Origin of the sequence: Peptoniphilus harei, assembly GCF_016726485.1 — a bacterium.
Classification (GTDB): Bacteria; Bacillota; Clostridia; order Tissierellales; family Peptoniphilaceae; genus Peptoniphilus_A; species Peptoniphilus_A harei.
In genome coordinates this window covers 810,169-834,613 of sequence record NZ_CP068103.1, presented here as the reverse complement: position 1 = coordinate 834,613, position 24,445 = coordinate 810,169, and the positions used below count along the sequence as shown (strand labels likewise).

Genomic DNA, 24,445 nt, shown 5'->3' with positions numbered 1-24,445 from the left:
TCATATTCTCCTTATAATTTTTCTAATGAATCGTAAAGAAGTTCTGCATCATTATTGTAATAAATTTCTATTGATCCATCTTGCCACTCACTTGTATCCTCAAAGCCTGTGACTATTCCAGAAAATCTCATGTAACCATAGCCAAAGGACTCATTAATCACTTCAAAATCAAGTTTTAAAAATTCTTCAAGAGAAATTCTCCTATAAGTCCCATCCTTATAAAGCTTTATCTCAAGACCACTATTCAAGTCGTCATCAAGATCATCAAGACTGTCCCCAAAATCAAAATCTGGATCAAAGGCCTTAATTATTCCTCCAATAATTTCTCCCATCTCTTCCTTTGAAAAAGAGGTGTCAGTCTTATGAAGAACAAGTCTTGGATTTTCTATCATATAGTCAACTGGACCTTCAGATGTATTTTCAAAATAAATACCCTTGTCAAAATATAAAAGAATCTTATCAGAAAGATTTTCTATATTCACGAGCCTAAAGTCGTGAAAGGAAAATACTTGATTTAATAAATTTAATTTCATAAAAAATCTCACTTGTGATAAGGGTGGTTGTTAATTATCCTAAAGGCCCTGTAGATTTGTTCCATCAAGATCACTCGCATAAGCTTGTGGGGGAAGGTCATCTTGGAGAAGCTGAGCTTGTAGTCAGCTCTTTTTAAAACTTCATCAGATAGTCCAAGACTTCCACCAATTACAAAAGTTATGTTGGAGTGGCCGTCAATCATGAGGTCGTTAATCTTATCTGCAAAGGCCACTGAATCCAAACTCTTCCCACCAATCTCAAGAGCAATTACATAGGCTCCGTCCTTTATCTTTGATAAAATCTTTTCGCCTTCAACTTTTTTCACCCTTTCCATGTCCTTTTCTGACAAGTTTTCGGGGCAGGGTTCGTCCATAATTTCAAAAATGCTTAAATCTGCGTAAGACTTAAGCATTTTTTTGTACTCATTTATGGCATCCTTAAAATAATTTTCCTTGATCTTGCCAAGTACAATTAAATTAATGTTAATCATTTTAATTTTTTAACTTCTTCAAGAGCCTTGTCAAAGTTAACATCATTAGTTACTTCAGGAACATATTCAACGTAAGCAACTTTGCCGTCTCTATCAACAATAACAACTCCACGAGCAAGTAGTTGTAATTCTTCCATCATGAAGCCAAATTTTTGACCGAATTCTTTGTATCTGTAGTCAGAAACAATGTCTGCATTGTCGATTCCCTTAACAGAACAGAATCTTTCTTGTGCGAAAGGTAAATCAACAGTTACAGTTACAATCTTTACGTCGTCAGATAATTTTGTAGCTTCTTCGTTAAAAGTTGTAGTTTGAAGAGCACAAACTGGTGTGTCAATTGATGGTGCAACTGAATAAACTACGATCTTGCCCTTAAGGTCTTCTGAGTTAAAGTCAGATAAATCTTTATTTACTGCCTTAAAAGAAGGGGCTACATCTCCAACTTTAATTTCTTTACCTTCAAGAGTTACTTTATCTCCGCCAAATGTTATATCCATTTTAATTCCTCCTAAAATTATTTTTGTTTTAATTTACACTATATTTATATCCAATTATATATAATCTTAACAAGTGATTGCAATAAAATGCCATCTTAATTAAAATATAAGTAAGAAAACTTTTGTTAATTAAAGGAATAAAAGAAGGAGGGAAATATGAAAAAGTATTTAAAAGCCTTGTTATTAATTTTTATGGCAGGAATAATTTTTACAGCCTGCACAGGTAAGGACCAAGGTCTTCCAGACAAGAATATTAGCGAAATCAATTGGACTCTAGATAGAATGATAAATACAGAAGATGGAAAGGACCTTAGTAATGACATTGCAATCAAATTTGATGATAAAAATTTTGTCATGACTGATAGAAATAACGCCATAGACTTTACTGGAACTTATAAATTAGAAAAGGCGGGAACTGGTTACCAAGTTATAATGGACTTTGATGACTTTGAAGAAACTGTGCTTGCTGGTTATGGTATGAAAACTGAGAAGAACAAGGAGCCTGTGCCAAACTTAGTTTTTGATTTTATGGGAAGGAATTATTCTTTTATAGGGGAAGAGAAAAAATAAGCAAAGAAAAACTGTTGGAAAAATAAATCCAACAGTTTTTTCATGTCTATTAATTTTTGTATTATACTATAATTAGATAAAAAATTAAGGTGTAATAAAATATCGAACTTATAGTAGGAAGGAGCTATTTTTTGAAAAAATATATAAATTTTATAATATCATTATTTTGTTTTCCAATTTTAAACCTAGCCTGCACGAAAGTTTTTGGATACATCAATGGGAGAATTCAAGCGACCTTTGACATAAAATATATGATAATCTTGGATATTGTAAAAATTTTAATGATTGTATTCTTAGGTTTTATGCTCGCCTATTATTTTAATTTTTCAAGTAAACAAGAAAAAAAGACCCTTGGAATATTTTTATTAATTGAAATTTTTATATTTGCAATTTATATAGTCATAAAAAAATATTATTTGCAAGAAAATTTTTTCTACCTTTATGATTTTAATGCCTTGTATTTTTTCTTGCTTATAGGAGGAAATATTTTTTTGCTTTTAAAAAGAAAGTCATAAGTTACATTTAAAATTTATAAAAATAAAAGGCTCTTCTCACAATGAAAAGAGCCTTAATTTTGTATTAAAATTTTAATTATTTTCATAAAATCTTTTTTACATTAACTTTGAAACATTTCTTGCGTAGGCAATTGGGTCTTCTATTTCTAGACCTGCAACAAGTCTTGCTCCGTCGTATAAGAGCTTTGTGTAAGTCTTGAAGTCTTCTGAAGCTTGGTCCATTTCCGTTAGTTTCTTAAGGGCAGGGTGGTTTGGATTTACTTCTAGGACCTTGTCTGCCTTGAAGCCTTGATTGTTTGGCATGTGGCTAAGTGTTTTTTCCATTTCAATGGAGATTTCACCCTTGCTTGATAGGTAGGCTGCGTCATCCTTTAGATTTGGATTTTCTCTAATTGATGAAACTTCTCCTTCTAAGATTTCCTTCATCTTCTTTACATAGTCTTGTAAAGATTTTTCATCTTCTTCCTTCACATCATCTGTTTCAGAAATTGACTTAAACTTCTTGTCATCATATTCCTCTAGCATCTTAATGACAAACTCGTCAATTGGGTCTGTTAGGGCAAGAACTTCTATGTCCTTGTCGATAAAGTGCTTGATTTGTGGTAGGTCCTTAATAGCTTCGATTGAAGAACCATTTGCATAGTAGATGAAGTCTTGGTCTGGCTTCATGTTTTTCCTGTACTCGTTAAATGTCACATGATCTCTCTTAGTAGTTGTGTAGATAAAAAGGTCCTTTAGCTTGTCTTTGTCTGCACCATAATTTTCATAGGCACCTGACTTTAGACTAACTCCAAAGTTTTCAAAGAATTCAGCGTATTTTTCCCTGTCATTCTTAAGGATTTTTGCAAGTTCATCAAGGATCTTCTTTTCTATATTTTTCTTAATTAATTGCAACTCACGAGTTTTTTGTAGCATTTCACGTGAGATGTTAAGAGAAATGTCCTCTGAGTCAACTACACCCTTTACGAAGCTCAAGTAATCTGGAAGAAGGTCTTCACATTTTTCCATAATTAAAACTCCGTTGGAGTAAAGTTCAAGTCCGCCCTTCTTGTCTGGGTTTAGGAAGTCAAAGGGTTTTCTTGATGGGATGTATAAAATTGACTTAAAGGAAATCATCCCTTCCACAGATATGTGGATGTGGGCAAGTGGGTCTTCAAAACCAAAGTGTCTTTGTCTAAAGAAGTTGTTGTAGTCCTCGTCCTTTAATTCATTTTTATTTTTCCTCCACATTGGGACAGAAGAGTTTAAGACGTCATCTTCTCTATAGGATTCAAATTTTGGATCATCATCAGTTGAATCAGCACTTGGTCTTTTCTTTTCTACTTCCATCTTAATTGGGTAGGAGATGTAGTTGGAGTAGTGGCTCACAAGTTCCCTAATCTTATATTCATCGAGGTATTGGTCATAATTTTCTTCTTCAGTATTTTCTCTTAGCTGAAGAGTGATAACTGTACCGTGGTTTTCTTTTTCTGCATCTTCAATGGAGTAGCCATCTGCTCCCTTGGACTTCCAAAGATGAGCTTTTTCTTCCTTGTAAGATCTTGTTAGGACAGAAATTTCATCTGCAACCATGAAGGCAGAGTAGAAACCTACACCAAACTGGCCAATTATTTCGTGGTCAGCATCTTTTTTGTTTAGATTTTTAAAGTCAAGGGAACCTGACTTGGCTATTGTTCCCAAGTTTTCTACAAGTTCTTCCTCAGTCATACCAAGGCCGCCGTCTTCTATTGTTATGGTTCTCTTTTCCTTGTCAGGAGTAATCCTGATGAAGTAGTCTTCGTGGTTAAACTTAACCTTGTCGTCGTTAAGGGCGATGTAGTACATCTTGTCCATGGCATCAGATGCATTGGAGATAAGTTCCCTTAAAAATATTTCTTTATTTGTGTAAATGGAATGAATCATCAAGTCCATTAATCTTTCTGTTTCAGCATTATATTTTTTATTTTGCATAAAATCACCTTCCTATTATTAGCACTCAATAGATGCTTCTGCCAATAATATATATCTTTTAATTTAAATAGTCAAACTTTTGGAGATTTATTTTAAAATATAACTTGAGAAAAATTTATAAAGTCTTAATAAATTTTAAATAGAGAAAATTATTTTTATAAAACCTAATTTAATAGCTTTGAAAATTTTTAAATCAAAATAAAATTAAAAAGAAAAATTTATCCTTGACAAAATAAAATTCAAGTACTATATTATATCTAATCGATAAACCGATAAAGGAGATTAGTAATTTTTATAGAGCTTTAAAGAGAGCAAGTCACATGGTGAGAGACTTGTAAGCGAAGTATAAATGAATGGACTCCTGAGGGCGGGGAGAAATAAATCTTTGATTTAAAGTAATACCCGACGGGACTTAGCCGTTAAAATAAGACCAATATGTTAGTATTGATGAGAGGGTGCTTTATGCAAATTTGGGTGGTACCGCAGAAGTTTAGACTTTTGTCCCATTAGGGATGGAAGTCTTTTTTTATTTCCATCCTTCTCTCATAGTTTGAGGAAAAGGAGAATGAAAATGAAAAAAATTTTAGGAGTATTGTCATTAGTTTTATTGTTAGTTGGATGTTCAAGTGGAAGTGGAGAAAAAACTTCTGATAGTGAAAGAGTTTATAAAATTGGAATTTTACAATTTGCCCAACACCCATCACTTGATAATTGTAGAGAAGGTTTCTTGCAAGGTCTTGAGGAAGAAGGCTTTGTTGAAGGAAAGAATTTAGAAGTTGACTACCAAAATGCCCAAGCAGACATGGGGATTGCTGCCCAAATAGCAGATGCCTTTGTGGGCAACAAGGTGGACATGGTGACAGCCATTGCCACACCAGCTGCCATGAGTGCCTATAATGCAACAATGAAGACAGACATACCAGTTGTCTACACAGCAATCACTGACCCAGTGGTGGCACAAGTTGCTGATGAAAACAAAAATCCTCTTGGCAATATAACAGGCACTAGCGATATCTTGCCAGTGGAAGCTCAATTAAAATTAATAAGAGAGCTTATGCCAGAGGCAAAGAATCTTGGTATCCTACACACATCTAGTGAAGCAAACTCAGATTCAATGCTAGAGATTTATAAAGACCTTGCAGTCAAGTACGACTTTAAAGTTATTGATGAAGCCATAAATACTACTGCAGACATACCTCTAGCAACAGACAACTTACTTTCAAAAGTTGACGTAATGACAAATCTTTTGGACAACACAGTTGTGAATTCTCTTCCAACAATTTTAGACAAGGCAAATGCAAAGAAAATTCCTGTTTTTGGTTCTGAAATTGAACAAGTGAAGATGGGCTGTCTTGGATCAGAAGGGATTGAATACATTTCTCTTGGAAAGCAAACTGGCAAGATGGCTGCAAAAATTTTAAGAGGAGAAGCCAAGGCAAGTGAGCTGGCTTATGAAATTATTGAAGAGCCAAATTTATATCTTAACTCAAAGGTTGCCGACGAACTTGGGATAGATATTCCAAAGGACTTACTTGATAGGGCTTCAGAAAATTTTACTGAGATAGGATCTCCTGAAGAAAAGTAGGTGGGTCATGGATATCTTATTAGGAATAATAAGCCAGGGGCTGACTTATAGTTTCTTAGCACTGGGTCTTTACATTGCCTATAGCATCTTGGACTTCCCAGACCTAACAGTTGACGGGTCTTTTCCTCTAGGTGCAGCAGTAACAGTCTTTGCCATCCTAAGGGGAATAAGTCCTGGCCTCGCTCTAGTCATTAGTTTTTTGGCTGGTGCTTTGGCAGGATCTTTGACAGGTCTTATCCACATCAAGCTAAAGGTAGAGGACTTACTTGCAGGACTTATAATGCAGACGGCCCTTTGGACAATTAATTTAAAAATTGCAGGCAAGGCCAATGTGCCTATCTTTAATAGTGAGACAATTTTTTCTACAGGTCTTGCAAGACTTGTGCCAGAAAATTTAAAATCTTATGACCTGCTCTTTGTAATGGTCCCTCTTGTCTTTATTATTAAAATACTTTTAGATTATTTTTTAGGAACCAAGGCTGGATTTATTTTAAAGGCCTGTGGCGACAACGAAAGTCTTGTGAGGACCATGGCAGTTGATCCTGGTAGGGTAAAAATTTGTGGTCTTGCCCTTTCCAACGGACTTGTTGCCCTAAGTGGGTCTATAGTTTGCCAAAATCAGAGATTTTTTGAAGTTTCCATGGGAACTGGGTCTATGGTAATGGGTCTTGCTTCTGTTGTGCTTGGGATGAAGCTTTTGCAGTCCTTCGACTTTATCAAGGACACCACAAAAGTTTTAATAGGTTCAATTCTTTATAAGGCTTCAATTGCCCTTGCCATTGCCCTTGGTTTTTCAGCCAACTCAATGAAACTTATAACTGCAGTGATTTTCCTTGTGATATTAATTGCAGGAAGGGGAAAGAGAAAGAAGGTCCAAAATGCTTGAACTAAGATCAATTGATAAAACTTTTAATATTGGAACAGCAAATGAGAATAAACTTTTTGAGAGTTTTGACCTTACTCTTCCCAAGGGACAATTTGTCAGCATTATTGGGTCTAATGGGTCAGGCAAGTCTACTCTTTTAAATATTATTTGTGGGTCCCTAAGAGAAGACTCAGGAGAAATTTTAATCGACGGAGAGAATCTTAAAAAAATTCCAGAGCACAAGAGATACGTCAAGATGGGGAGGGTCTTTCAAGATCCAAAGATGGGGACTTCACCAAAGATGACGATTTTAGAAAATATGTCCATGGCAGAAAATAAAAACAAGTCTTGGAACTTGCTGCCAGGAGTAAATAAAAAGAAAAGAGAAATTTATAGGGAGACCCTAAGGGGACTTGGCCTTGGACTCGAAGACAAGTTAGACGACAAGGTTGGGCTCTTATCAGGTGGCCAAAGGCAGGCTCTTGCCCTAATAATGGCTACACTTGTCCCCATAGATTTTTTAATCCTTGACGAACACACAGCGGCTCTTGATCCAAAGACAGCTGACACAGTTATGGACATCACCAATAAAATTGTGAGAGAAAAAAATTTGACAGCCCTTATGGTTACCCACAACTTAAATTATTCTCTTGACTATGGTGACAGGCTCATAATGATGCACAAGGGAGAAAAGATTATGGACTTTGCTGGAGAAGAAAAGAAAAATCTTAAGCTGGATTCGATTTTAGATAAGTTTTATGAAATATCTATTGAGTCTGGTAACTCTTTATAGATAATAGAAGAAAATAAGAAAAGAAAATTTTATGATTTTTGCAAAAGAAAAAGCCATGGAGAAATCCATGGCAATTTTTATACTTAAATTATTTTTATCTAGGAATATATTTTTTATTTGCTTTACCCAAGACGTGGTTGGCCATAGTTGACACAACTGTGTACACAAGGATTGATGCCAAGTTGGCAGTTACAGAGTCGTGGTCGAATCTTGGAGAAACTTCACATATGTCAAAGCTTGTTGGCTTGCCAGTTGAGAAGACGTGTTTTAAAAGTAGGATTACTTTTTCTGGATCAATGCCCAAGGCTTGTGGAGCAGAGACACCTGGTGCATAGGAAGATGTGAAGCAATCCATACAAATTGTAACGTATAGGTGGTCTTGTTCTCCAATGTACTCATCAAGTTCGTGAACAATTTCAAAGAAGTCTCCATTGATAAAGTTCTTACCAAGTACATACTTAACCCCAAGGTCTTCAGCAGTCCTAAAAAGTGAAAGTGTATTGGAGTGCTTTTGAATTCCCATTACATAGTAGGCATATTGAGTTCCCTTTTCACGAGTGTAGTCTGCAATTTGTCTAAACATTGTTCCACTTGTTCCATTTCCTTTTTCATAAGGCCTAAGGTCAAAGTGGGCATCGAAGTTTAAAATGCCAAGCTTGTTGTCTTCCTTGTCATCAAGGAAGGTGCTAATTCCCTTGTAGTGACCAAAGGCAGTTTCGTGACCTCCACCAAGGACAAGGGGAAATAGATTTAATTCAAGAACTCTTTTCACAGCCATAGCTAGTTGGTCTTGGCTGGTTTCAAGAGTTGTGTACTTACTTGTCACATTGCCGCAGTCAAAAATTTTAACTTCTTCAGAAAATTGACATGGTAGCTTTGCGAGTTCCTTTCTTATGGCAGCAGGACCAGCAGCAGCTCCAAACCTTCCTTTGTTAAGTTCAATACCTTGGTCAGATTCAAAGCCTATGATACCAAAGCCAAGTTTGCCATCAAAGGGACTTAAGCTTTCGTCGTTTAGGTCAAGGGGTTTAACCCATTGATGCCACCTAAAAGACTCGTAATCATTTTCGTCATCAATTCTTCCAGACCATATTGTCATATCTTGTGGACTATAATAATTTATCATTTTACACCTCAGTTTACTTTGTTCTTAGGACTCTTGCCTTCCTTGAAGGCAATTAAATTGTCCTTTGCATTTTCTCCCATCTCAAGTCTTGCTTCAAAAGTTGCATTACCAAGGTGAGGAGCAAGAATTACATTGTCTAGGACCATGAGTTTTTCATTTACCTTTGGTTCAAATTCATAAACATCAAGGGCTGCTCCTGCAATTACATTTTCTATTAGTGCATTGGTAAGGGCTTCTTCGTCAACAACTGGACCCCTAGACGCATTAATTAATATAGCAGATTTTTTCATCATTTCAAGTTCTTTTTTGGAAATCATGTGATGGAGTTCAGGCACAAAGGCTATGTGAAGACTTAAAAAGTCAGAAGACTTTATTACCTCATCTTTATCCATGTATTCTAGGCCAAATTCTTTTTCAAAATCTTCTTTTCTTGTGCGTGAATAATAGACAACCTTCATTTCAAAGGCTCTTGCTCTTTTGGCAAGATTTTTTCCAATGTTTCCTAGGCCAATGATGCCAAGAGTCTTTCCCTTAAGTTGGCTTCCAAGATAAAAAGTTGGTCTCCAGCCGTAAAACTCTCCAGCTCTTGTAACCTTGTCGCCAGATACAATTCTTCTTGCAGCAGCAAGCATAAGGCCAAAAGCAAGCTCAGCTGTGGACACAGCAGATGCAGGAGCAGGTGCGTTAGTAACAACAATTCCCTTTTCTCTTGCGTAATCAATATCTATATTGTCGAAGCCAGCTCCATAGTTGGCAATAATTTTTAAATTGTCGCCAGCATCAATTACTTCCTTATCGATTTTATCTGATAGGGGACATAAAAGAGCATCTTGTCCCTTTATCATTTCTATAATTTCTTCTTTTTTTAGTGGAACGTTGGAGTCGTGATAGCTTATTTCAAAATGTTTGTCTAGCTCATCGTAAATTTTTTCTGGAATATTACTCGTAATCAATAATTTCAAAAAATCACCTCGTTGCTTTTATTTTATCATTAAATGATTATTGTATAAAGTGCGCTGGAAATAATTAAAAAATAAATTGAAAAAAATTCAATATTATATTTATGGAATAAAGTTTATATAGTAATAATATTTAGTAATTTCCTTAATTGAGAAAATAAAATTTAGAAATGGACGAGGATTGTGATATTATTAAATTTAGCAGGTGATATTTTGAAGAAGAATAAAACGTTAATATTTTTAAATTTTATATTTTTAAATTTTACTCTTATATCATATTTTAAAAGAGGTCGTAGTATATTTTTGCTATTTACTTTTGGATTTTTTGTTCAGATTTGTTATTGCTTATACGATATTCATAAAAATAAATAGGATTGGTTTAATCTTATTTTTCTATACTATTACGAAAACATTATTACTGTTAAGAGAAAAAAATGATATTTAAGAAGTTGGGAATTTTCCTAACTTCTTTTTTATACTTCAAAAAACTTATATCTTCCTATATAATAGTTAGGATTACAATAAAAGAGTAAGAGGTGATTAAGTGCAAAATAATGAAAATAAATTGGGGACTATGTCAATCCCAAAACTTTTATTTCAAGTATCTTTTCCAATTGTGATCTCTATGTTTATCCAGTCCATGTACAACTTGGTAGACTCCTACTACATTGGAAAGATAAATGAAGAGGCCTTCACAGCCATTGCCATTGCCTTTCCTATTCAAAATATAATGATAGGAATTGGAGTAGGTACAGGAGTTGGTATGAACTCACTCATCTCAAGATACTTGGGAGAGAAAAACTTTGATCGGGCCAACAAGACAGCGGAAAATGGACTTACACTTGCCATACTATATGGAATACTTCTATTTATTTTGTCAAGGTTTTTGCCAATGCCCTTTGTGTCAGCTCAAACAACGAATGAAAATATAATTAACTATGGAGTGGACTATCTTCAAATTGTAATGGGCCTATCTGTAGGTGTATTTACACAAATATTTTTGGAAAGAACCCTTCAATCAACGGGTAGGACAATATTTACCATGTTGACCCAACTTATTGGGGCAGTACTAAATATTATCCTAGACCCAATATTTATCTTTGGTTATTTTGGACTTCCAGCCATGGGGGTAAAGGGTGCAGCAGTTGCAACTGTAACAGGACAAATTATTGGAGCAATATGTGGAGCCTTCTTCCAGCACAAGTTTAATCCAGATATAACTATTAAGAAGTTTTCTTTTAATCCAAAAATTATTAAGGGGATTTATATTGTTGGGATTCCATCAATGATTACAATAACAATCCAGTCCTTTACAATATATGTATTAAACAAAATGCTATCAGAGATTTCCACATCTGCCATAGCAGCCCTAGGCGCCTATTTCAAGGTTCAGTCCTTTGTCTTTATGCCAATCTTTGGAATAAACAACGGACTAGTTCCAATCATCGCCTACAACTATGGGGCAAAATATAAAGAGAGGATTATAAAATCGATAAAGCTTGCCTTTGCAACAGTAATAGTAATGACCCTAATAGTATCGGGACTTATTATGACCTTCCCAAGAGAAATCTTAGGAATATTCTCAGCATCGGACAAGATGTTGGAAATTGGAATACCAATGCTTAGGATTTGTGCCCTATCCTATGTATTTGCTGGCATATCAATAGTAGGGACATCAGTCTTCCAAGCCTTTGGCAACGGAATCTTGGCACTACTTGACTCAATCCTAAGACAAATCATAGTCCTATTACCAGTTGCCTATATAGCAGTGACCTTCTTTACAGTTAACGAAATTTGGTGGGGTTACGTAATTGCAGAGATTGCGTCAGTATTTTTCATAGCCTACTTTATGAACACCTTTGTAAGAAGAAAAATGGAAGCAATTTAAGGCTTAAATTGGCTTAAATGTTGAAAAAAATTTGAATTTGAGGTATTATGAACTTAATTTAAATATCCAGGAGGAATAGCATGGGAAAAGCAAAATTTGAAAGAAATAAACCACACGTAAACATTGGAACAATTGGTCACGTTGACCACGGTAAGACAACACTTACAGCTGCAATCACACTTGTAATGAACAAGAGATATGGCGGCGGAGAATTCGTTGACTACGCACACATTGACAAGGCTCCAGAAGAAAGAGAAAGAGGAATTACAATTTCAACTTCTCACGTAGAATACGAAACAGCAAACAGACACTACGCTCACGTAGACTGCCCAGGACACGCTGACTATGTTAAGAACATGATCACAGGAGCAGCACAAATGGACGGAGCAATCCTAGTAGTATCAGCTGCAGACGGTCCAATGCCACAAACAAGAGAACACATCCTACTTGCAAGACAAGTTGGTGTACCAAAGATTGTAGTATTCCTAAACAAAGAAGACCAAGTAGACGATCCAGAACTAATTGAATTAGTAGAAATGGAAGTAAGAGACCTACTATCAGAATACGACTTTGACGGAGACAACACACCAATCGTAGTAGGATCAGCTCTAAAAGCACTAGACGATCCAGACGGAGAATGGGGAGACAAAATTGACAACCTAATGAAAGAAGTTGACGAATACATCCCAACTCCAGTAAGAGATACAGAACACCCATTCCTAATGCCTATCGAAGACATCTTCTCAATCACAGGTAGAGGTACAGTAGCAACAGGAAGAGTAGAACAAGGTGTAGTAAAAGTAGGAGACACAGTAGAACTAGTTGGATTAACAGACGAAAGTAGACAAGTAGTAGTAACAGGTGTTGAAATGTTTAGAAAACAACTAGACCAAGCAGAAGCAGGAGACAACATTGGAGCCCTACTAAGAGGTGTACAAAGAGAAGAAATCCAAAGAGGACAAGTACTAGCAGCACCAGGAACAATTCACCCACACACAAAATTTGAAGCAGAAGTGTACGTACTAACAAAAGAAGAAGGTGGAAGACACACACCATTCTTTAACGGATACAGACCACAATTCTACTTCAGAACAACAGACGTAACAGGAGATATCCAATTAGCAGAAGGCGTAGAAATGGTAATGCCTGGAGATAACTCAACATTTACAGTAACACTAATCACACCAATCGCTATGGACGAAGGACTAAGATTCGCTATTCGTGAAGGTGGAAGAACTGTAGCATCAGGAGTAGTATCAAAGATTCTTGACTAATCCTTTGGGATTAACAGACAAATCTTAATAAATAAAATTAGAGGGAGTTTATGCTCTCTCTTTTTTCTTGCAAGTCTTTATTTAATACTTAAGTAGAATAAGAAAGCTTATAAGTAAAAAAATGAGAATAAAAAAAGGAATGTAGCCTTTAGATTAAAGGAGACATTCCTTTTTTTATTTATATTCTACTTATAACTTGCTACTAGTTGGATTTCTACTGGGGCGTTGCCAGGCAATGTCATCACCCCTATTGCGGCTCTTGGGGAGATTCCTTTTTCTCCAAGGACTTCAAAGAGATAGTTTGATCCAAGGTCTGCTATCTTTGAGTGGGCCGTAAAATCTTCTTCGGCGTTTACATAGACTGTCATGGAAATTATTTCTTTTAAGACTTCGCCATCTTCTAAGGTATTTTTTATTGCTGCCAAGGCATTTTTTGTTGCTTGGACTACTGCTTCCTTATAAAAAGAGATTTCCTTATCGCTTGAGACCTTTCCTTCTAATATTAGTTTGCCGTCAAGTCTTGGGGTCATACCTGCTGAGTAAATAAATCCCTGTGACTTTTTGGCTGGCAAGTATCTTCCTTGTGGCATTGGATTTTTTTCCATCTATATCACCTCTTCAACCATTATAGCAAGTCTTGCATCTATCTTCATGGAATTTTCTTTTAAATCCCTATATGTTAGAATGTTATGATGGAGGAATTATGAATATATACAAAGGATTAAATAAATACAAATTAAGAATTTTTGTGGTCATCCTCCTTACCTTTGGCAATGCTCTTGGGGAACTTTTCCTCCCTAAGCTAATGAGTCTTGTCATTGATAAGGGTGTGGCCTATGGAGACACCGACTATGTCTTAAAGATTGGCGGCATCATGATTATCGTGGTAATCTTCACTGTAATGTGTAGGGCATCTGCTGCCTACCATTCTTCTAAGACAACCATGGCCTTCTCACGAGACATTAGGTACAAACTATTTAAAAAGATAAATTATCTTAGCTTTGATGACGTGGAACATTTTTCCATTTCATCACTTATCACAAGGACAACTGATGACGTCAACCAAGTTGAGCAAATGGTCTTAATGGGACTTAGGCCTCTTATTAGGGGTCCACTTATGTTTATTGGTGGTCTCATCATGGCTCTTTCAACTAATGTTAAGTTGTCGGCAGTCTTTCCAATTACGATTCCTTTTATTGGGATTGGGATTTATTTTGTCTTCAAGAAGGGCCTTCCATATTTTCCAATTCTACAAAGAAGGCTGGATAAGTTAAATGAACTCTTCAGAAGAAGACTAACTGGACTTAGGGTTATAAGGGCCTTCTCAAAGGATGAATACGAAGAAGAAATTTTTGATGAAGCTAACATTTCTTATCAAGAAATGGCAACTAAGGTAAATAAACTTCTTGTAAATGTGAGACCAATGCTTGGAACAATTTTAAATTTTGGAATTATCTTTGTCCTCTATTTTGGTGCAAGGCTCATCGACATAAGAGAGATGGGGATTGGTGACCTAATGGCCTTTATCCAATACATCACCCAAGTCTTATCTGCCATGATAATGATGAGTTTTCTCTTGTCACTTCTTCCAAGGACCTTCGCTTCCATGGAGAGGATCAACGAAGTCTTGGAATATGAGTCTACAAAGACTGGTGGAGATAAAAAATTATCTGGTGACATTTATGAAATTGAAGCAAAAAATCTTTCCTTTGCCTATCCAGATGCCTCTCAAAAGGTTTTAAATGACATAAGTTTTGATGTCAAAAGTGGAGAGACCCTTGGTATTATTGGGGGAACTGGTTCAGGTAAGTCAAGTCTACTTAGGCTCCTATTACAATTTTATGAACCAGGAGACGGAGAACTTTTCTTAAATGGAATTGACATAAAAACTCTAAATAATTACCAAGTTAGGGACAAGATTTCCTATGTTCCACAAGAAAACTTCTTTTTCTCAAAAACTGTTGCAGAAAACTTATCCTATGCCAAGGAAGATGCTGAGGATGACAAAATGCTTGAGTCCTTAGAAAATGCCAGGGCCAAAGAATTTTTAGGTGACAAGCCTTTAGAAAAGAAAATTTCTAGGGGTGGAAGGAATCTTTCTGGTGGCCAAAGACAAAGACTTGCTATGGCAAGGGCTCTTACTCGTGATGCATCAGTCTACCTCTTCGACGACTCCTTCTCGGCTCTTGATTACAAGACAGATTACGAACTTAGACAGCTTTTGAAGAAGAGTCTCGAAGATAAAATTGTAATTGTTGTTGCCCAAAGGGTGGCGACAATACTAAATGCAGATAAGATTTTGGTTTTAGAAGATGGAAGTGTGGCAGGCTACGGCAACCACCAAGACCTAATGAAGACCAACGAAGTTTACAGGGAAATCGCAATTAGTCAGGGGCAAGCTTATGAAGAAGAATAATAACACAGTTTTAAGGATAATTTCATATTTAAAAGCCTATAAGTTCTTTCTATTTCTGGCAATTTTTCTCACAATTGGTTCATCAATTTTTGAAATTATTTCTCCAAAACTCATGGGGAATATTACTACAAGGATTTTTGAAAACCTGAAGATGAACACAAGGATTGACTTCGACTATGTAATAAAAATTTGCATAACTCTTGGTGTAGTTTATCTACTACAAGGAGCCTTTGAGTTCTTCCGGGGTAGGATCTTAGTTGATGTGACCCAAGACTTAATTGCAAAGTTTAGGAGAGAAATTTCTGAAAAGGTAAAATATATTCCAACATCTTATTACGATAAAAATAAGACTGGAGACCTCTTGTCGATGATGACAAACGACGTTGAGACCCTGGGCAAGAACTTGCAACAGACAATCTCTTCAATACTTTCTTCTATTGTATTGATAGTTGGGATCTTGACAGTCATGATAAAAATTTCGCCAATCTTGACTTTGGTCTTTTTATTCACATTGCCCATGACTTATTTTTCTACGAAATTTATTTCTAAGAAGTCTCAAGGATATTTTAGGAGAAAGTCACAGGGGCTTGGATCTATGGTTGGATTTGTCGAAGAAAACTTCTCTGGTTCAGAACTCATCAAGGCCTTTAACTACGAAGGAAGGGCCGAGAGAGAATTCTTGGACATAAACGAAAACCTCTATGAGGTCAGCTATCGTGCTTCCTTTATGACGGGGATTATGCTTCCAATTATGACCTTTATTTCCAACCTTGGTTATGTAATGCTTTCTATTGTTGGGGGACTTCTTGTCCTATCTGGCAAGTTGTTTGTTGGGGACATCCAGGCAGTTATCCAATATGTAAGAAGGCTGGCAAATCCAATAGAACAGTTGGCAGAAATGGCTTCTATATTTCAAGCATCTATTGCTGCAGCTGAAAGAATTTTTGAATTCCTTGACCAAGAGCCAGAAGAGGAAATTGTTACAGATGAAATCAAAAGACCAGTTGAAGACATCGAGTTTGATAAAGTTTATTTTTCCTACGACAAAAAAACTCCTGTCATCAACAACCTAAACCTTCATGTTGAGAAGAACAAGACTGTTGCCATTGTTGGTTCTACTGGAGCCGGCAAGACAACTATTGTAAATCTTTTAATGAGGTTTTATGATATTGATAGGGGTAGTATTAATATAAACGGAGTAAACATCAAAGACGTGTCGAGGAAAAACTTGAGGTCCCTCTTTGGTATGGTACTTCAAGATTCTTGGCTCTTTAGGGGGACAATTTACGACAACATTCTCTATGGAGGACAAGATGCCACAAGGGAAGAAGTTATTGACGCAGCCAAAAAGGCCTATTGTCACTCCTTTATCGAGAAGCTTCCAAAGGGCTATGACACAGTCTTAAATGAAGAAGCTTCCAAAGGGCTATGACACAGTCTTAAATGAAGAAGCTTCAAATATATCGCAAGGACAAAGACAGCTTCTTACAATTGCAAGGGCCCTTTTGTCAGATCCAGAAATTTTAATCTTAGACGAGGCAACTTCATCTGTTGATACCAGGACAGAGGCCCTTATACAAAAGGCCATGAAGAACCTCTTAAAGGAGAGGACAAACTTTGTCATCGCCCACAGACTTTCCACTATTGTTAACTCCGATGTGATTTTGGTCCTAGATAAGGGTGACATAGTGGAAAAGGGAAATCACAAGGAACTTCTTGCAAGAGATGGGATTTATGCAGAACTTTACAATTCACAGTTTAAAAACTAGGAGGAATTATGAAAGATTTTATTTTTAATGTAAGTACGAAAATTCTTTTTGGAAGGAACCAAATGGATAACTTGGCCTCTGAAATTAAAAAATATGGTTCAAGAGTTTTACTTGCCTATGGCGGGGGATCAATTAAGAGAAATGGTCTTTACGACGAAATTGTGAAAATTTTTGAAGAAAATGACATCTTCTACAAGGAACTTGCAGGCATAGAACCAAACCCAAGAGTTGATTCAGCAAGAGAAGGAGTTAAGATTGTGAGAGAAAACGACCTTGACTTCATCTTGGCAGTTGGTGGAGGATCTGTTATTGACCTTTCCAAGTTAGTTGCCGGAGCAGTTTTCCTCGATTGTGACCCATGGGATATTGTAATTAAGAAGGCAAAAATCGAGAAGGCTCTTCCTATTGGAACTATATTAACACTTGCAGCAACAGGTTCAGAAATGGATGCTGGGGGAGTTATAACAAACCCAGAGACAAATCAAAAATTAGGCTTTGGATCAGCTTATACACTTCCAAAGTTCTCAATCATGAATCCAGAAACAACTTATTCTGTAAATGTTAAACACACAGCAGCAGGTGTAGCTGACATCATGAGCCACACAATGGAAAATTATTTCACACTTGGTGACAATGCTTATATGCAAAATAGACTTGCGGAAGGAATTCTAAAAACTTGTATCCACTACGGACCAATCGCCATGGAAGAACCAGAAAATTATGAAGCAAGATCAAATATTATGTGGGCTTCATCTTGGGCCATCAACGGACTTCTTTCAACAGGCAAGTCAACAGGCTGGTCAGTCCACGCAATGGAACACGAACTTTCTGCCTTCTATGACATAACTCATGGAATTGGACTTGCAATCTTGACACCAAGATTCTTAAAGCACATCTTAAATGATGAGACCGTTGATATGATTAGAGACTTTGGCATAAATGTATTTAATATAAAACCATCAGATGACAAGATGAATGATGCCAAAAAGGCAATTGCTACTCTTCACATGTTTTTTGAAGATGACATGAATATACCAATGACACTTGGAGAAGTTGGAATAGATGATGAAAAGCTAGAAGAAATGGCTGAAGCAGCTGTAAGACACGCAGGTGGATCAATCAAGGGTGTAGTGGAACTTAATAAAGACGACGTATTAGAAATTTATAAGGCGTCACTATAAGTTTGCGACTTTGAATTTGAAAAGAAAATAAAATTAGATAAAAATGAGCAAGAAAAAAGAGCTATGATTAATTTCATAGCTCTTTAATATTATACTTAAGCTTCTACTGAGTTTTCCCAAAGTCCGTGGATGTTACAGTAGCTTAGTGCGTAAACTTCGCCGCCCTTGTCAGTCTTAACTGCTGTTTCAACACATGGAACTGTGAATAGGTCTGCTTCGCCGTGAGCAGCAAATTCATAAGAACCAACTTCAACTGGGAATTTTTCTCCTTCAGGTTTGAAGAATACTTTGATCCAAGCGATGTGGTGTTCTAATGTGTTAGGATGTTCAACTTCTTCTCCAACTAGAGCCTTGATCTTTAGAAGACCGTCAGCCTTTTCAACGTGGATTACAGGAACGTGTTTTTCAGTTTTCCAATCAGCAGTTTGTACTGTTTCAGTTAATTTCATTTTATTACCCCCAATAAATATTTTACAAATATATTATACCCCAATTAAATAAATTATCACATTGAATTTAATTTAAGGAAAAATATTTTCATATTTAGTATAATGGAAGCGAGGTGTAAAATGGAAAACATAAAATTAATCGCAACTACTAATATGGGTCTTGAAGCAGTTACAAAAAGAGAGTTACAAGACCTTGGCTACAAGGACTTAGAAGTTAGCGATGGAAAAATAAAAATTTCTTGCCAGCTAAAGGACATTGCCATTTTAAATTTAAGACTGAGAACGGCTGAGAGAGTCTTACTACTAATCGACTCCTTTAGGGCAGAGACCTTTGAAGAATTGTTTGACAAGGTCTTCGAGATAAGATGGTGGGACTACATCGCAGAAGAAGACCAATTCATCATCCAGGGAAGGAGTAGGAAATCAAAACTATTCTCTATCTCAGACTGCCAAAGAATTACAGAAAAGGCAATAATTGAAAAACTAAAGATGAAATACAAGGTCTCTTGGTTCGAAAAATCTGGCCCAAGAGTTAAAATTGAAGTGTCACTCTTAAATGACATTGCAGAAATTACCATGGACACATCAGGTGACGGACTCCACAAGAGAGGCTACAGAGAAGTCAACTACAAGGCACCACTTTCAGAAACAATTGCAGCCTCTCTTGTTAAATTAACTTTTTGGAATAAGGACAGGATTCTGGCAGACCCCTTCTGTGGATCAGGCACAATCCCTATAGAAGCAGCCATGATAGAAAAAAATATTGCCCCAGGGCTTATGAGGGACTTCGACTTTGTTAACTTCAAATTTTTTGACGAAGAAATATTTAAAGAAGAAAAGAAAAAGTGCTACTCAGAGATAAAGTATGACGAAGAATTAGAAATTCTTGCATCAGACGTCTCCCACAAGGCAATCCAAATTGCAAGATCCAATGCAGAAATATTGGGACTAGACGAAGATATTTCCTTCTTCCAAAAGGACATAAGGGACTTGGATCTTCCAGACGACTATGGGATTATAATAACCAACCCTCCTTATGGAGAGAGAATTGGAAAAGAAGACGTAGACGAACTTAACAAGGAACTTGGCGAACTTGCAAGGTCTCTAAAGACTTGGTCCTACTATATAATCACAGCTAATGAAAACTTTGAAAAGAACTTTGGCAAAAAAGCTGACAGAAATAGAAAATTATACAACGGTAGACTAAAGACTTACTACTACCAATATTATGGCCCAAAGCCAAGAAGATAATTGTTTAGTGGTTTGTCATCTGTTATACTGAAAGCATTGACAAAAGGTGGTGACTCATGGTAAACAAAATGGAAAGAGAAAAGATTGACGAGAATATTGACTTTCAGGTCCTAAATGCCATTGCAGACCTTGTTAGGGTCCTGGACTACAATGAAAAAGTAGTATTTGTAAACAAGGCCATGGAAGACCTCTTGGGTTACGACCCAGAAAAGAAAGTCTGCATATTGGGAGAAGACCTCTTTGACCCTGAGATCACCAAGAGGGCCCTAGTTAGTGGCGAAGTCATCCAAAGGGAAGAAAATATTGGGAGCATGGTCTTTTCTGTTAAGTGCTCTCCAATAATTAACAAGAAGGGAGAAATCCTTGGTGTTGTAGAAGTTTTTAGGAACGTGACTATGGCAAGGAAGCTTCAAAAGGAACTTATAGACAAGAATAGGTTCATGACCAACGAAACCAATGCAGCCTCCCTTATCCAAAGAAAGGTCCTTCCCGACAAGGGCTTCATAAAAAATCTAAAGGTCAACTACCTCTACAAGCCTTCAACAATTTTAAGTGGAGATATGTTCGATGTCTTTCAAATTGATGACGACCACATAGGAATGTACATAGCAGACTCAGTGGGCCATGGCTTTGCGGCCTCTATGGTGACTATGTTTATCAAGTCTATGGTGAGGACCCTGGACAAGACAAGTCAAAGATCGCCAAGAGAAACTTTGACGGAACTTTGTGAGAGGTTCACTGGCCTAAAGCTAGAGATAGAAAATTATTTCACCTGCTTTTATGGGGTCTATAATTTGAAAAAGAAGACCTTCACCTTTTCCAATGCAGGCCACCTTCCACTTCCCCTTATGGTAAGGAACAGGGAATCAATGAGTCTTGAGTCCAGAGGTTATCCAATCTCAAGATTTTTCGCCAAGCCAGACTATGAAGAGAAGGAGATAAAACTCCACACTGGCGACTACCTCCTCTTTATGACTGATGGGGTGGAAGAGGCGAGGAATGCTAAGAAAGAAGTTTTTGGCCATGAGAAAATCCTGGACATAATTTCAGAATATAACAGCGACATCCTGGAATATATAAATAAGGAATTAGAAGAATTTACAGACATACCACAAGTGGACGATATATCAATGCTTATTGTGAGTGTATGGTAAGTTCTTAAGAAGTAAATTTTATAAAATATTTAAGGCAATCTTAGGGTTGCCTTTTTTTATTGCTTAAAATTTTGAAAATAAAAATTCTTGATGAGTTCTAATTTATTTTTAGATTATTATAATTTTATTTAAAGTGAAAACTATTTTCTCCTTTATTTAAAATTATTTTTCACTCTATAAATAAGAGATAAAATTTATGTTAGCTTTAGAAATTTTAGAGAGATCTAAATTAGGAGTAGATAGGGAATAATTTTTAAAAAATTTTCTTCTTTCAACTTATTTTTCTTATTGAAAATTTATTTGAAAGAAAAAAAGAAAATTAACTTGAGAATTAATTATAAGTTTTGACAAAAGATTTACACAATAAATATACTTGTATAGGTTTACCCTTTCAATATTACAAAAGAATTAAATTTATTAAAAAATTGTAAATTATAATGTATTTTTTATTGTTTTGGGTATAATAGCCTTAAGGAAAATGTTTTAACAGAAAATATTTAGATAGGAGGAAACATATGAGAAACAAGAAAATATTAGGACTATTGCTCGCAGGAGTAATGGTAACCTCAATACCATTTAATGTATTTGCAGATGATGAAGGTGAAAAACTAGAATTATCTGATGTAACAGTTCCTGTTGCAGTAGCACAAGAAAACGAAGCTGATCCAACTGATCAATCAGGAGGAGAAACTGGTGGCCAAAAAGCTGGTCAAGAATTGACACCTCTAACTCCAGCTAAAGAGATAGTGAAAGTTACATTTAAAGCTGTACTAGTTGAAGAAGGAAAAGCTGAAAAAACAATCCAAGACTTAGGCACACCAATAGATGTAAATAAAGGAGAAGCAATTCCTGCCGAAAACTTAAAGGAACCAAAAAAAGAAGGTTATGTATTTGGTGGTTGGTATACTGATGAAGGGTTAACTACTGGATTTACAAAAACAGAAGAAATTAATACTGACAGAATAATTTATGCTAAATTCACTAAAAAAGCACCAGAAGTTAAAAAATTTGATGTTACATTTTATTCAAAGGGTGGAAGTACAGTAGCAACACAAACTATTGAAGAAGGAAAAACTGCTACAAAACCTACTGCTCCAACAAGAAAGGGATATACTTTTAAAGGTTGGTACACAGACGACGGAGTATTTGTAAATAGATTTAATTTCGACACAGAAATTACCGAAAATACAAATCTTTACGCTAAATGGGAAGAAGAAAAGCCAGCAGTTCCAACTAAGGAAGATCTTTATATTTCTGACATTGAATATGATGGAAATTATGTAACTGGTAAGGTTACTTCTAAAGGAGAAGCTGTTAAAGATGCTACAGTTACCCTAAAGATTGACGGATCAAAAACAGGCTATACTGATAAGACTGATGCTTATGGTAGATTTAAAGTTTATCTAGGCAAATACTACGATGACTACAGATACTATGATGACGACTACTATTACAGAAATGGAGACCGCTACTATGATGGCTACAGAGTTTATAAAGACTCTGACGGAGATTACTACTACATCAAGAACGGTAAGAGAAATTATATAAGATATTCAAACTATTATAGAAGATACAGAGATTACAAGGCTGACTTAGTTGCAGAAAAATCTGGCTTCTACTCAGCAGAAAAGAATCTTTGGAAAGATGGATACTACTACAACAATGGAAGATACTATGGACGTGACTGGTATTCCAACAAGTACGACCACAGAGTTTATCCAACAGATATTTCAAGGTCAAACTACTCAACATCTGGTTACCTAAAGGGATACAAGAACAGAACAGTTTATGTTTATGACGATGGAACATATCTAGGATCTGACACAATAGATTCTGATGGATACTTCAAGGTATCTTGGAACTCTCCAAGAGTTTCAACTTCAAGAAGTCTTGAATATTATGTAAATGGAACTTATGTAAGTGACTCTAGTTACTCAATGATTCCAGTTGTAAATAATGTTTCTGCTGGAGCAAAATTTGTAAGAGGTAACGCAGGTGCTTACGCAGATGTAACTGTTTATGATTCAAATGGAACAAGACTTGGTGGAGCAAGTGCAGGTTCAACTGGTATCTTTAACATCAGCTTAAATAGAGAACTAAGAGCTGGCGAAACTATTAAGGTTGAAGCTAAGGAATCTGGCAAGACTTCAAGATCTACTGAAGTTAAAATTGCAGGACAAGAAGCAAAAGTTGCTGCTAAGGTAAACTCACCTTCTTATATAGCAGGTTATCCTGATGGAACATTTAAACCAGGCAAGGAAGTTACAAGAGCAGAAGCTGTTAGGATGTTTGTAACACTTGTTAACGAAGGAAAAGAACTTCCTAAGAACCCAACAACTAAGTTTAAGGATGCTAATAATAAATGGTACTCTGACGAAATCAACTTCGCAGTATCTAAGGGCTTCATCAGTGGTTACTCTGATGGAACATTTAAACCTAACCAAGGAATCACTAGGGCAGAATTTGCACAAATGATTGCTGTATTTGTTAAGGATGGTTATCCAGGATCTTCAAACTTCAAGGATGTTAAGGGTCACTGGGCATCTAATGCAATAGACCAACTTTATGGTAACAAGAAAATCAAGGGATTCCCTGATGGAACATTTAAACCAGATCAAAAACTTACAAGAGCCGAAGCTGTTACAGTTCTTAACTCTGTATTTGGAAGAAACACTAAGTCAACTTCCTTTGCAAATGTGAACACAAATAGCTTGAAGAAATTCTCTGACGTGCCAATGAGCCACTGGGCATACTATGAAATCATAGACGCTTCTAATGGACACAACGCAGTCAAGGGAGACAAGGCTGAAGACGTAAGTGTTTGGCAATAAATTAAAGATATAAATAGGACGGCTTAGGCCGTCTTATTTTTTTGCTCTTCTTTGGTGATTTATGATAAAGATGAGAGTCATAAGTATTTATGAGATGATAAAAATTTCTGGGGTGATAAGAATTTATAAAGTCATGAGAATTTATTAAGTGATAAAAATTTGTGATCAAATAAATGTTTATAAAATGATGAGAATTTATGAAGTGATAATAATTTATAAAGTGACAGTGATTTATAAAGTCATAAGAATTTATTAGATGAAAAATAAATGGAAAGTCGAAAAAAATTGTAAGTTGAAAAATAAATTAAACGCTAGGGATTTTTATTATGAGATAAAAAAATTTACACT

At 36.0% G+C, this 24,445-nt stretch carries 21 protein-coding genes and 1 other annotated feature; of the genes, 13 read left to right on the top strand and 8 right to left on the bottom strand.

The annotated features are described in order from the left end of the window. Positions 1 to 11: 11 nt before the first annotated feature. The 3 genes from I6I93_RS03835 to tpx are packed head-to-tail and all read right to left on the bottom strand — an operon-like array spanning position 12 to position 1,521. Positions 12 to 533, bottom strand: a complete 522-nt coding sequence (locus I6I93_RS03835; RefSeq protein ID WP_112889509.1) for a hypothetical protein — start codon at positions 531 to 533, stop codon at positions 12 to 14. A gap of 8 nt (positions 534 to 541) precedes the next feature. Continuing rightward, positions 542 to 1,021 carry a 23S rRNA (pseudouridine(1915)-N(3))-methyltransferase RlmH gene (gene rlmH / locus I6I93_RS03830; protein WP_172605483.1) on the bottom strand — a complete coding sequence of 160 codons (480 nt, stop codon included), beginning with the start codon at positions 1,019 to 1,021 and terminating at the stop codon, positions 542 to 544. Next, positions 1,021 to 1,521, bottom strand: a complete 501-nt coding sequence (tpx, locus tag I6I93_RS03825; RefSeq protein WP_112889507.1) for a thiol peroxidase — start codon at positions 1,519 to 1,521, stop codon at positions 1,021 to 1,023. The genes rlmH and tpx overlap by 1 nt, the downstream gene beginning before the upstream one ends. 156 nt (positions 1,522 to 1,677) lie before the next feature. Between tpx and I6I93_RS03820 the strand changes: the two genes are divergently transcribed. After that, complete coding sequence (locus I6I93_RS03820) at positions 1,678 to 2,091, top strand: hypothetical protein (protein WP_112889506.1); 414 nt, start codon at positions 1,678 to 1,680, stop codon at positions 2,089 to 2,091. A gap of 611 nt (positions 2,092 to 2,702) precedes the next feature. Here the strand turns inward: I6I93_RS03820 and htpG are convergent. Continuing rightward, positions 2,703 to 4,556 (bottom strand): molecular chaperone HtpG, encoded by a 1,854-nt coding sequence (gene htpG, locus I6I93_RS03815; RefSeq protein ID WP_112889504.1) that lies wholly within the window; start codon positions 4,554 to 4,556, stop codon positions 2,703 to 2,705. Positions 4,557 to 4,819: 263 nt separating this feature from the next. Continuing rightward, positions 4,820 to 5,065: a binding site (T-box leader), on the top strand. 62 nt (positions 5,066 to 5,127) lie between these two features. On the opposite strand from htpG, the gene I6I93_RS03810 reads away from it, so the two are divergent. The 3 genes from I6I93_RS03810 to I6I93_RS03800 are packed head-to-tail and all read left to right on the top strand — an operon-like array spanning position 5,128 to position 7,799. After that, complete coding sequence (locus tag I6I93_RS03810; protein WP_112889503.1) at positions 5,128 to 6,141, top strand: ABC transporter substrate-binding protein; 1,014 nt, start codon at positions 5,128 to 5,130, stop codon at positions 6,139 to 6,141. Between the two features lie 7 nt (positions 6,142 to 6,148). Then, positions 6,149 to 7,027: an ABC transporter permease gene (locus I6I93_RS03805; protein WP_112889502.1), complete on the top strand. Its 879-nt coding sequence runs from the start codon at positions 6,149 to 6,151 to the stop codon at positions 7,025 to 7,027. Further along, a complete protein-coding gene (locus I6I93_RS03800) occupies positions 7,020 to 7,799 on the top strand; it encodes an ABC transporter ATP-binding protein (protein ID WP_112889501.1) in 780 nt (259 codons plus the stop codon). The genes I6I93_RS03805 and I6I93_RS03800 overlap by 8 nt, the downstream gene beginning before the upstream one ends. A gap of 94 nt (positions 7,800 to 7,893) precedes the next feature. Here the strand turns inward: I6I93_RS03800 and hutG are convergent, their stop codons facing one another. Both hutG and I6I93_RS03790 read right to left on the bottom strand, forming a co-directional pair. Beyond that, positions 7,894 to 8,925: a formimidoylglutamase gene (gene hutG, locus I6I93_RS03795; protein WP_112889500.1), complete on the bottom strand. Its 1,032-nt coding sequence runs from the start codon at positions 8,923 to 8,925 to the stop codon at positions 7,894 to 7,896. 8 nt (positions 8,926 to 8,933) lie between these two features. Continuing rightward, on the bottom strand, positions 8,934 to 9,887 hold the full coding sequence (locus tag I6I93_RS03790; protein WP_112889276.1) for a 2-hydroxyacid dehydrogenase family protein: 954 nt from the start codon (positions 9,885 to 9,887) through the stop codon (positions 8,934 to 8,936). A 541-nt stretch (positions 9,888 to 10,428) separates the two neighbouring features. On the opposite strand from I6I93_RS03790, the gene I6I93_RS03785 reads away from it, so the two are divergent. After that, positions 10,429 to 11,772, top strand: coding sequence for an MATE family efflux transporter (locus I6I93_RS03785; protein WP_172605451.1), 1,344 nt, complete (start codon positions 10,429 to 10,431; stop codon positions 11,770 to 11,772). Between the two features lie 80 nt (positions 11,773 to 11,852). Then, the gene (gene tuf, locus I6I93_RS03780; protein ID WP_112889499.1) at positions 11,853 to 13,046 is read left to right on the top strand and encodes an elongation factor Tu; all 1,194 of its coding nucleotides are present in this window, start codon (positions 11,853 to 11,855) and stop codon (positions 13,044 to 13,046) included. Positions 13,047 to 13,231: 185 nt separating this feature from the next. Here tuf and I6I93_RS03775 read toward each other — a convergent pair whose 3' ends face one another. Continuing rightward, on the bottom strand, positions 13,232 to 13,651 hold the full coding sequence (locus I6I93_RS03775; RefSeq protein ID WP_112889498.1) for a RidA family protein: 420 nt from the start codon (positions 13,649 to 13,651) through the stop codon (positions 13,232 to 13,234). Positions 13,652 to 13,749: 98 nt separating this feature from the next. Between I6I93_RS03775 and I6I93_RS03770 the strand changes: the two genes are divergently transcribed. From I6I93_RS03770 to I6I93_RS03760, 4 genes are read left to right on the top strand one after another with little or no spacing between them, the layout of a single operon-like run. Next, positions 13,750 to 15,462, top strand: coding sequence for an ABC transporter ATP-binding protein (locus I6I93_RS03770; protein WP_112889497.1), 1,713 nt, complete (start codon positions 13,750 to 13,752; stop codon positions 15,460 to 15,462). Beyond that, a complete protein-coding gene (locus I6I93_RS03765; RefSeq protein WP_256584801.1) occupies positions 15,449 to 16,894 on the top strand; it encodes an ABC transporter ATP-binding protein in 1,446 nt (481 codons plus the stop codon). Before I6I93_RS03770 ends, I6I93_RS03765 begins: the two co-directional genes overlap by 14 nt. Beyond that, complete coding sequence (locus I6I93_RS09325) at positions 16,869 to 17,231, top strand: ATP-binding cassette domain-containing protein (RefSeq protein WP_256584800.1); 363 nt, start codon at positions 16,869 to 16,871, stop codon at positions 17,229 to 17,231. Before I6I93_RS03765 ends, I6I93_RS09325 begins: the two co-directional genes overlap by 26 nt. A gap of 8 nt (positions 17,232 to 17,239) precedes the next feature. Continuing rightward, on the top strand, positions 17,240 to 18,412 hold the full coding sequence (locus tag I6I93_RS03760) for an iron-containing alcohol dehydrogenase (RefSeq protein WP_112889496.1): 1,173 nt from the start codon (positions 17,240 to 17,242) through the stop codon (positions 18,410 to 18,412). A 95-nt stretch (positions 18,413 to 18,507) separates the two neighbouring features. On the opposite strand, the gene I6I93_RS03755 is transcribed toward I6I93_RS03760, so the two are convergent. Next, positions 18,508 to 18,861, bottom strand: a complete 354-nt coding sequence (locus I6I93_RS03755; protein WP_070701359.1) for a class II SORL domain-containing protein — start codon at positions 18,859 to 18,861, stop codon at positions 18,508 to 18,510. Between the two features lie 120 nt (positions 18,862 to 18,981). Here I6I93_RS03755 and I6I93_RS03750 point away from each other — a divergent pair, with 120 nt between their 5' ends. The 3 genes from I6I93_RS03750 to I6I93_RS03740 all read left to right on the top strand — a co-directional run bounded on the left by I6I93_RS03750 (position 18,982) and on the right by I6I93_RS03740 (position 24,097). Beyond that, positions 18,982 to 20,112: a THUMP domain-containing class I SAM-dependent RNA methyltransferase gene (locus I6I93_RS03750; RefSeq protein ID WP_112889495.1), complete on the top strand. Its 1,131-nt coding sequence runs from the start codon at positions 18,982 to 18,984 to the stop codon at positions 20,110 to 20,112. Between the two features lie 56 nt (positions 20,113 to 20,168). Beyond that, positions 20,169 to 21,266, top strand: coding sequence for a SpoIIE family protein phosphatase (locus tag I6I93_RS03745; RefSeq protein ID WP_172605450.1), 1,098 nt, complete (start codon positions 20,169 to 20,171; stop codon positions 21,264 to 21,266). Positions 21,267 to 21,781: 515 nt separating this feature from the next. Beyond that, positions 21,782 to 24,097, top strand: a complete 2,316-nt coding sequence (locus tag I6I93_RS03740) for an S-layer homology domain-containing protein (protein ID WP_112889494.1) — start codon at positions 21,782 to 21,784, stop codon at positions 24,095 to 24,097. Positions 24,098 to 24,445: the final 348 nt, after the last annotated feature.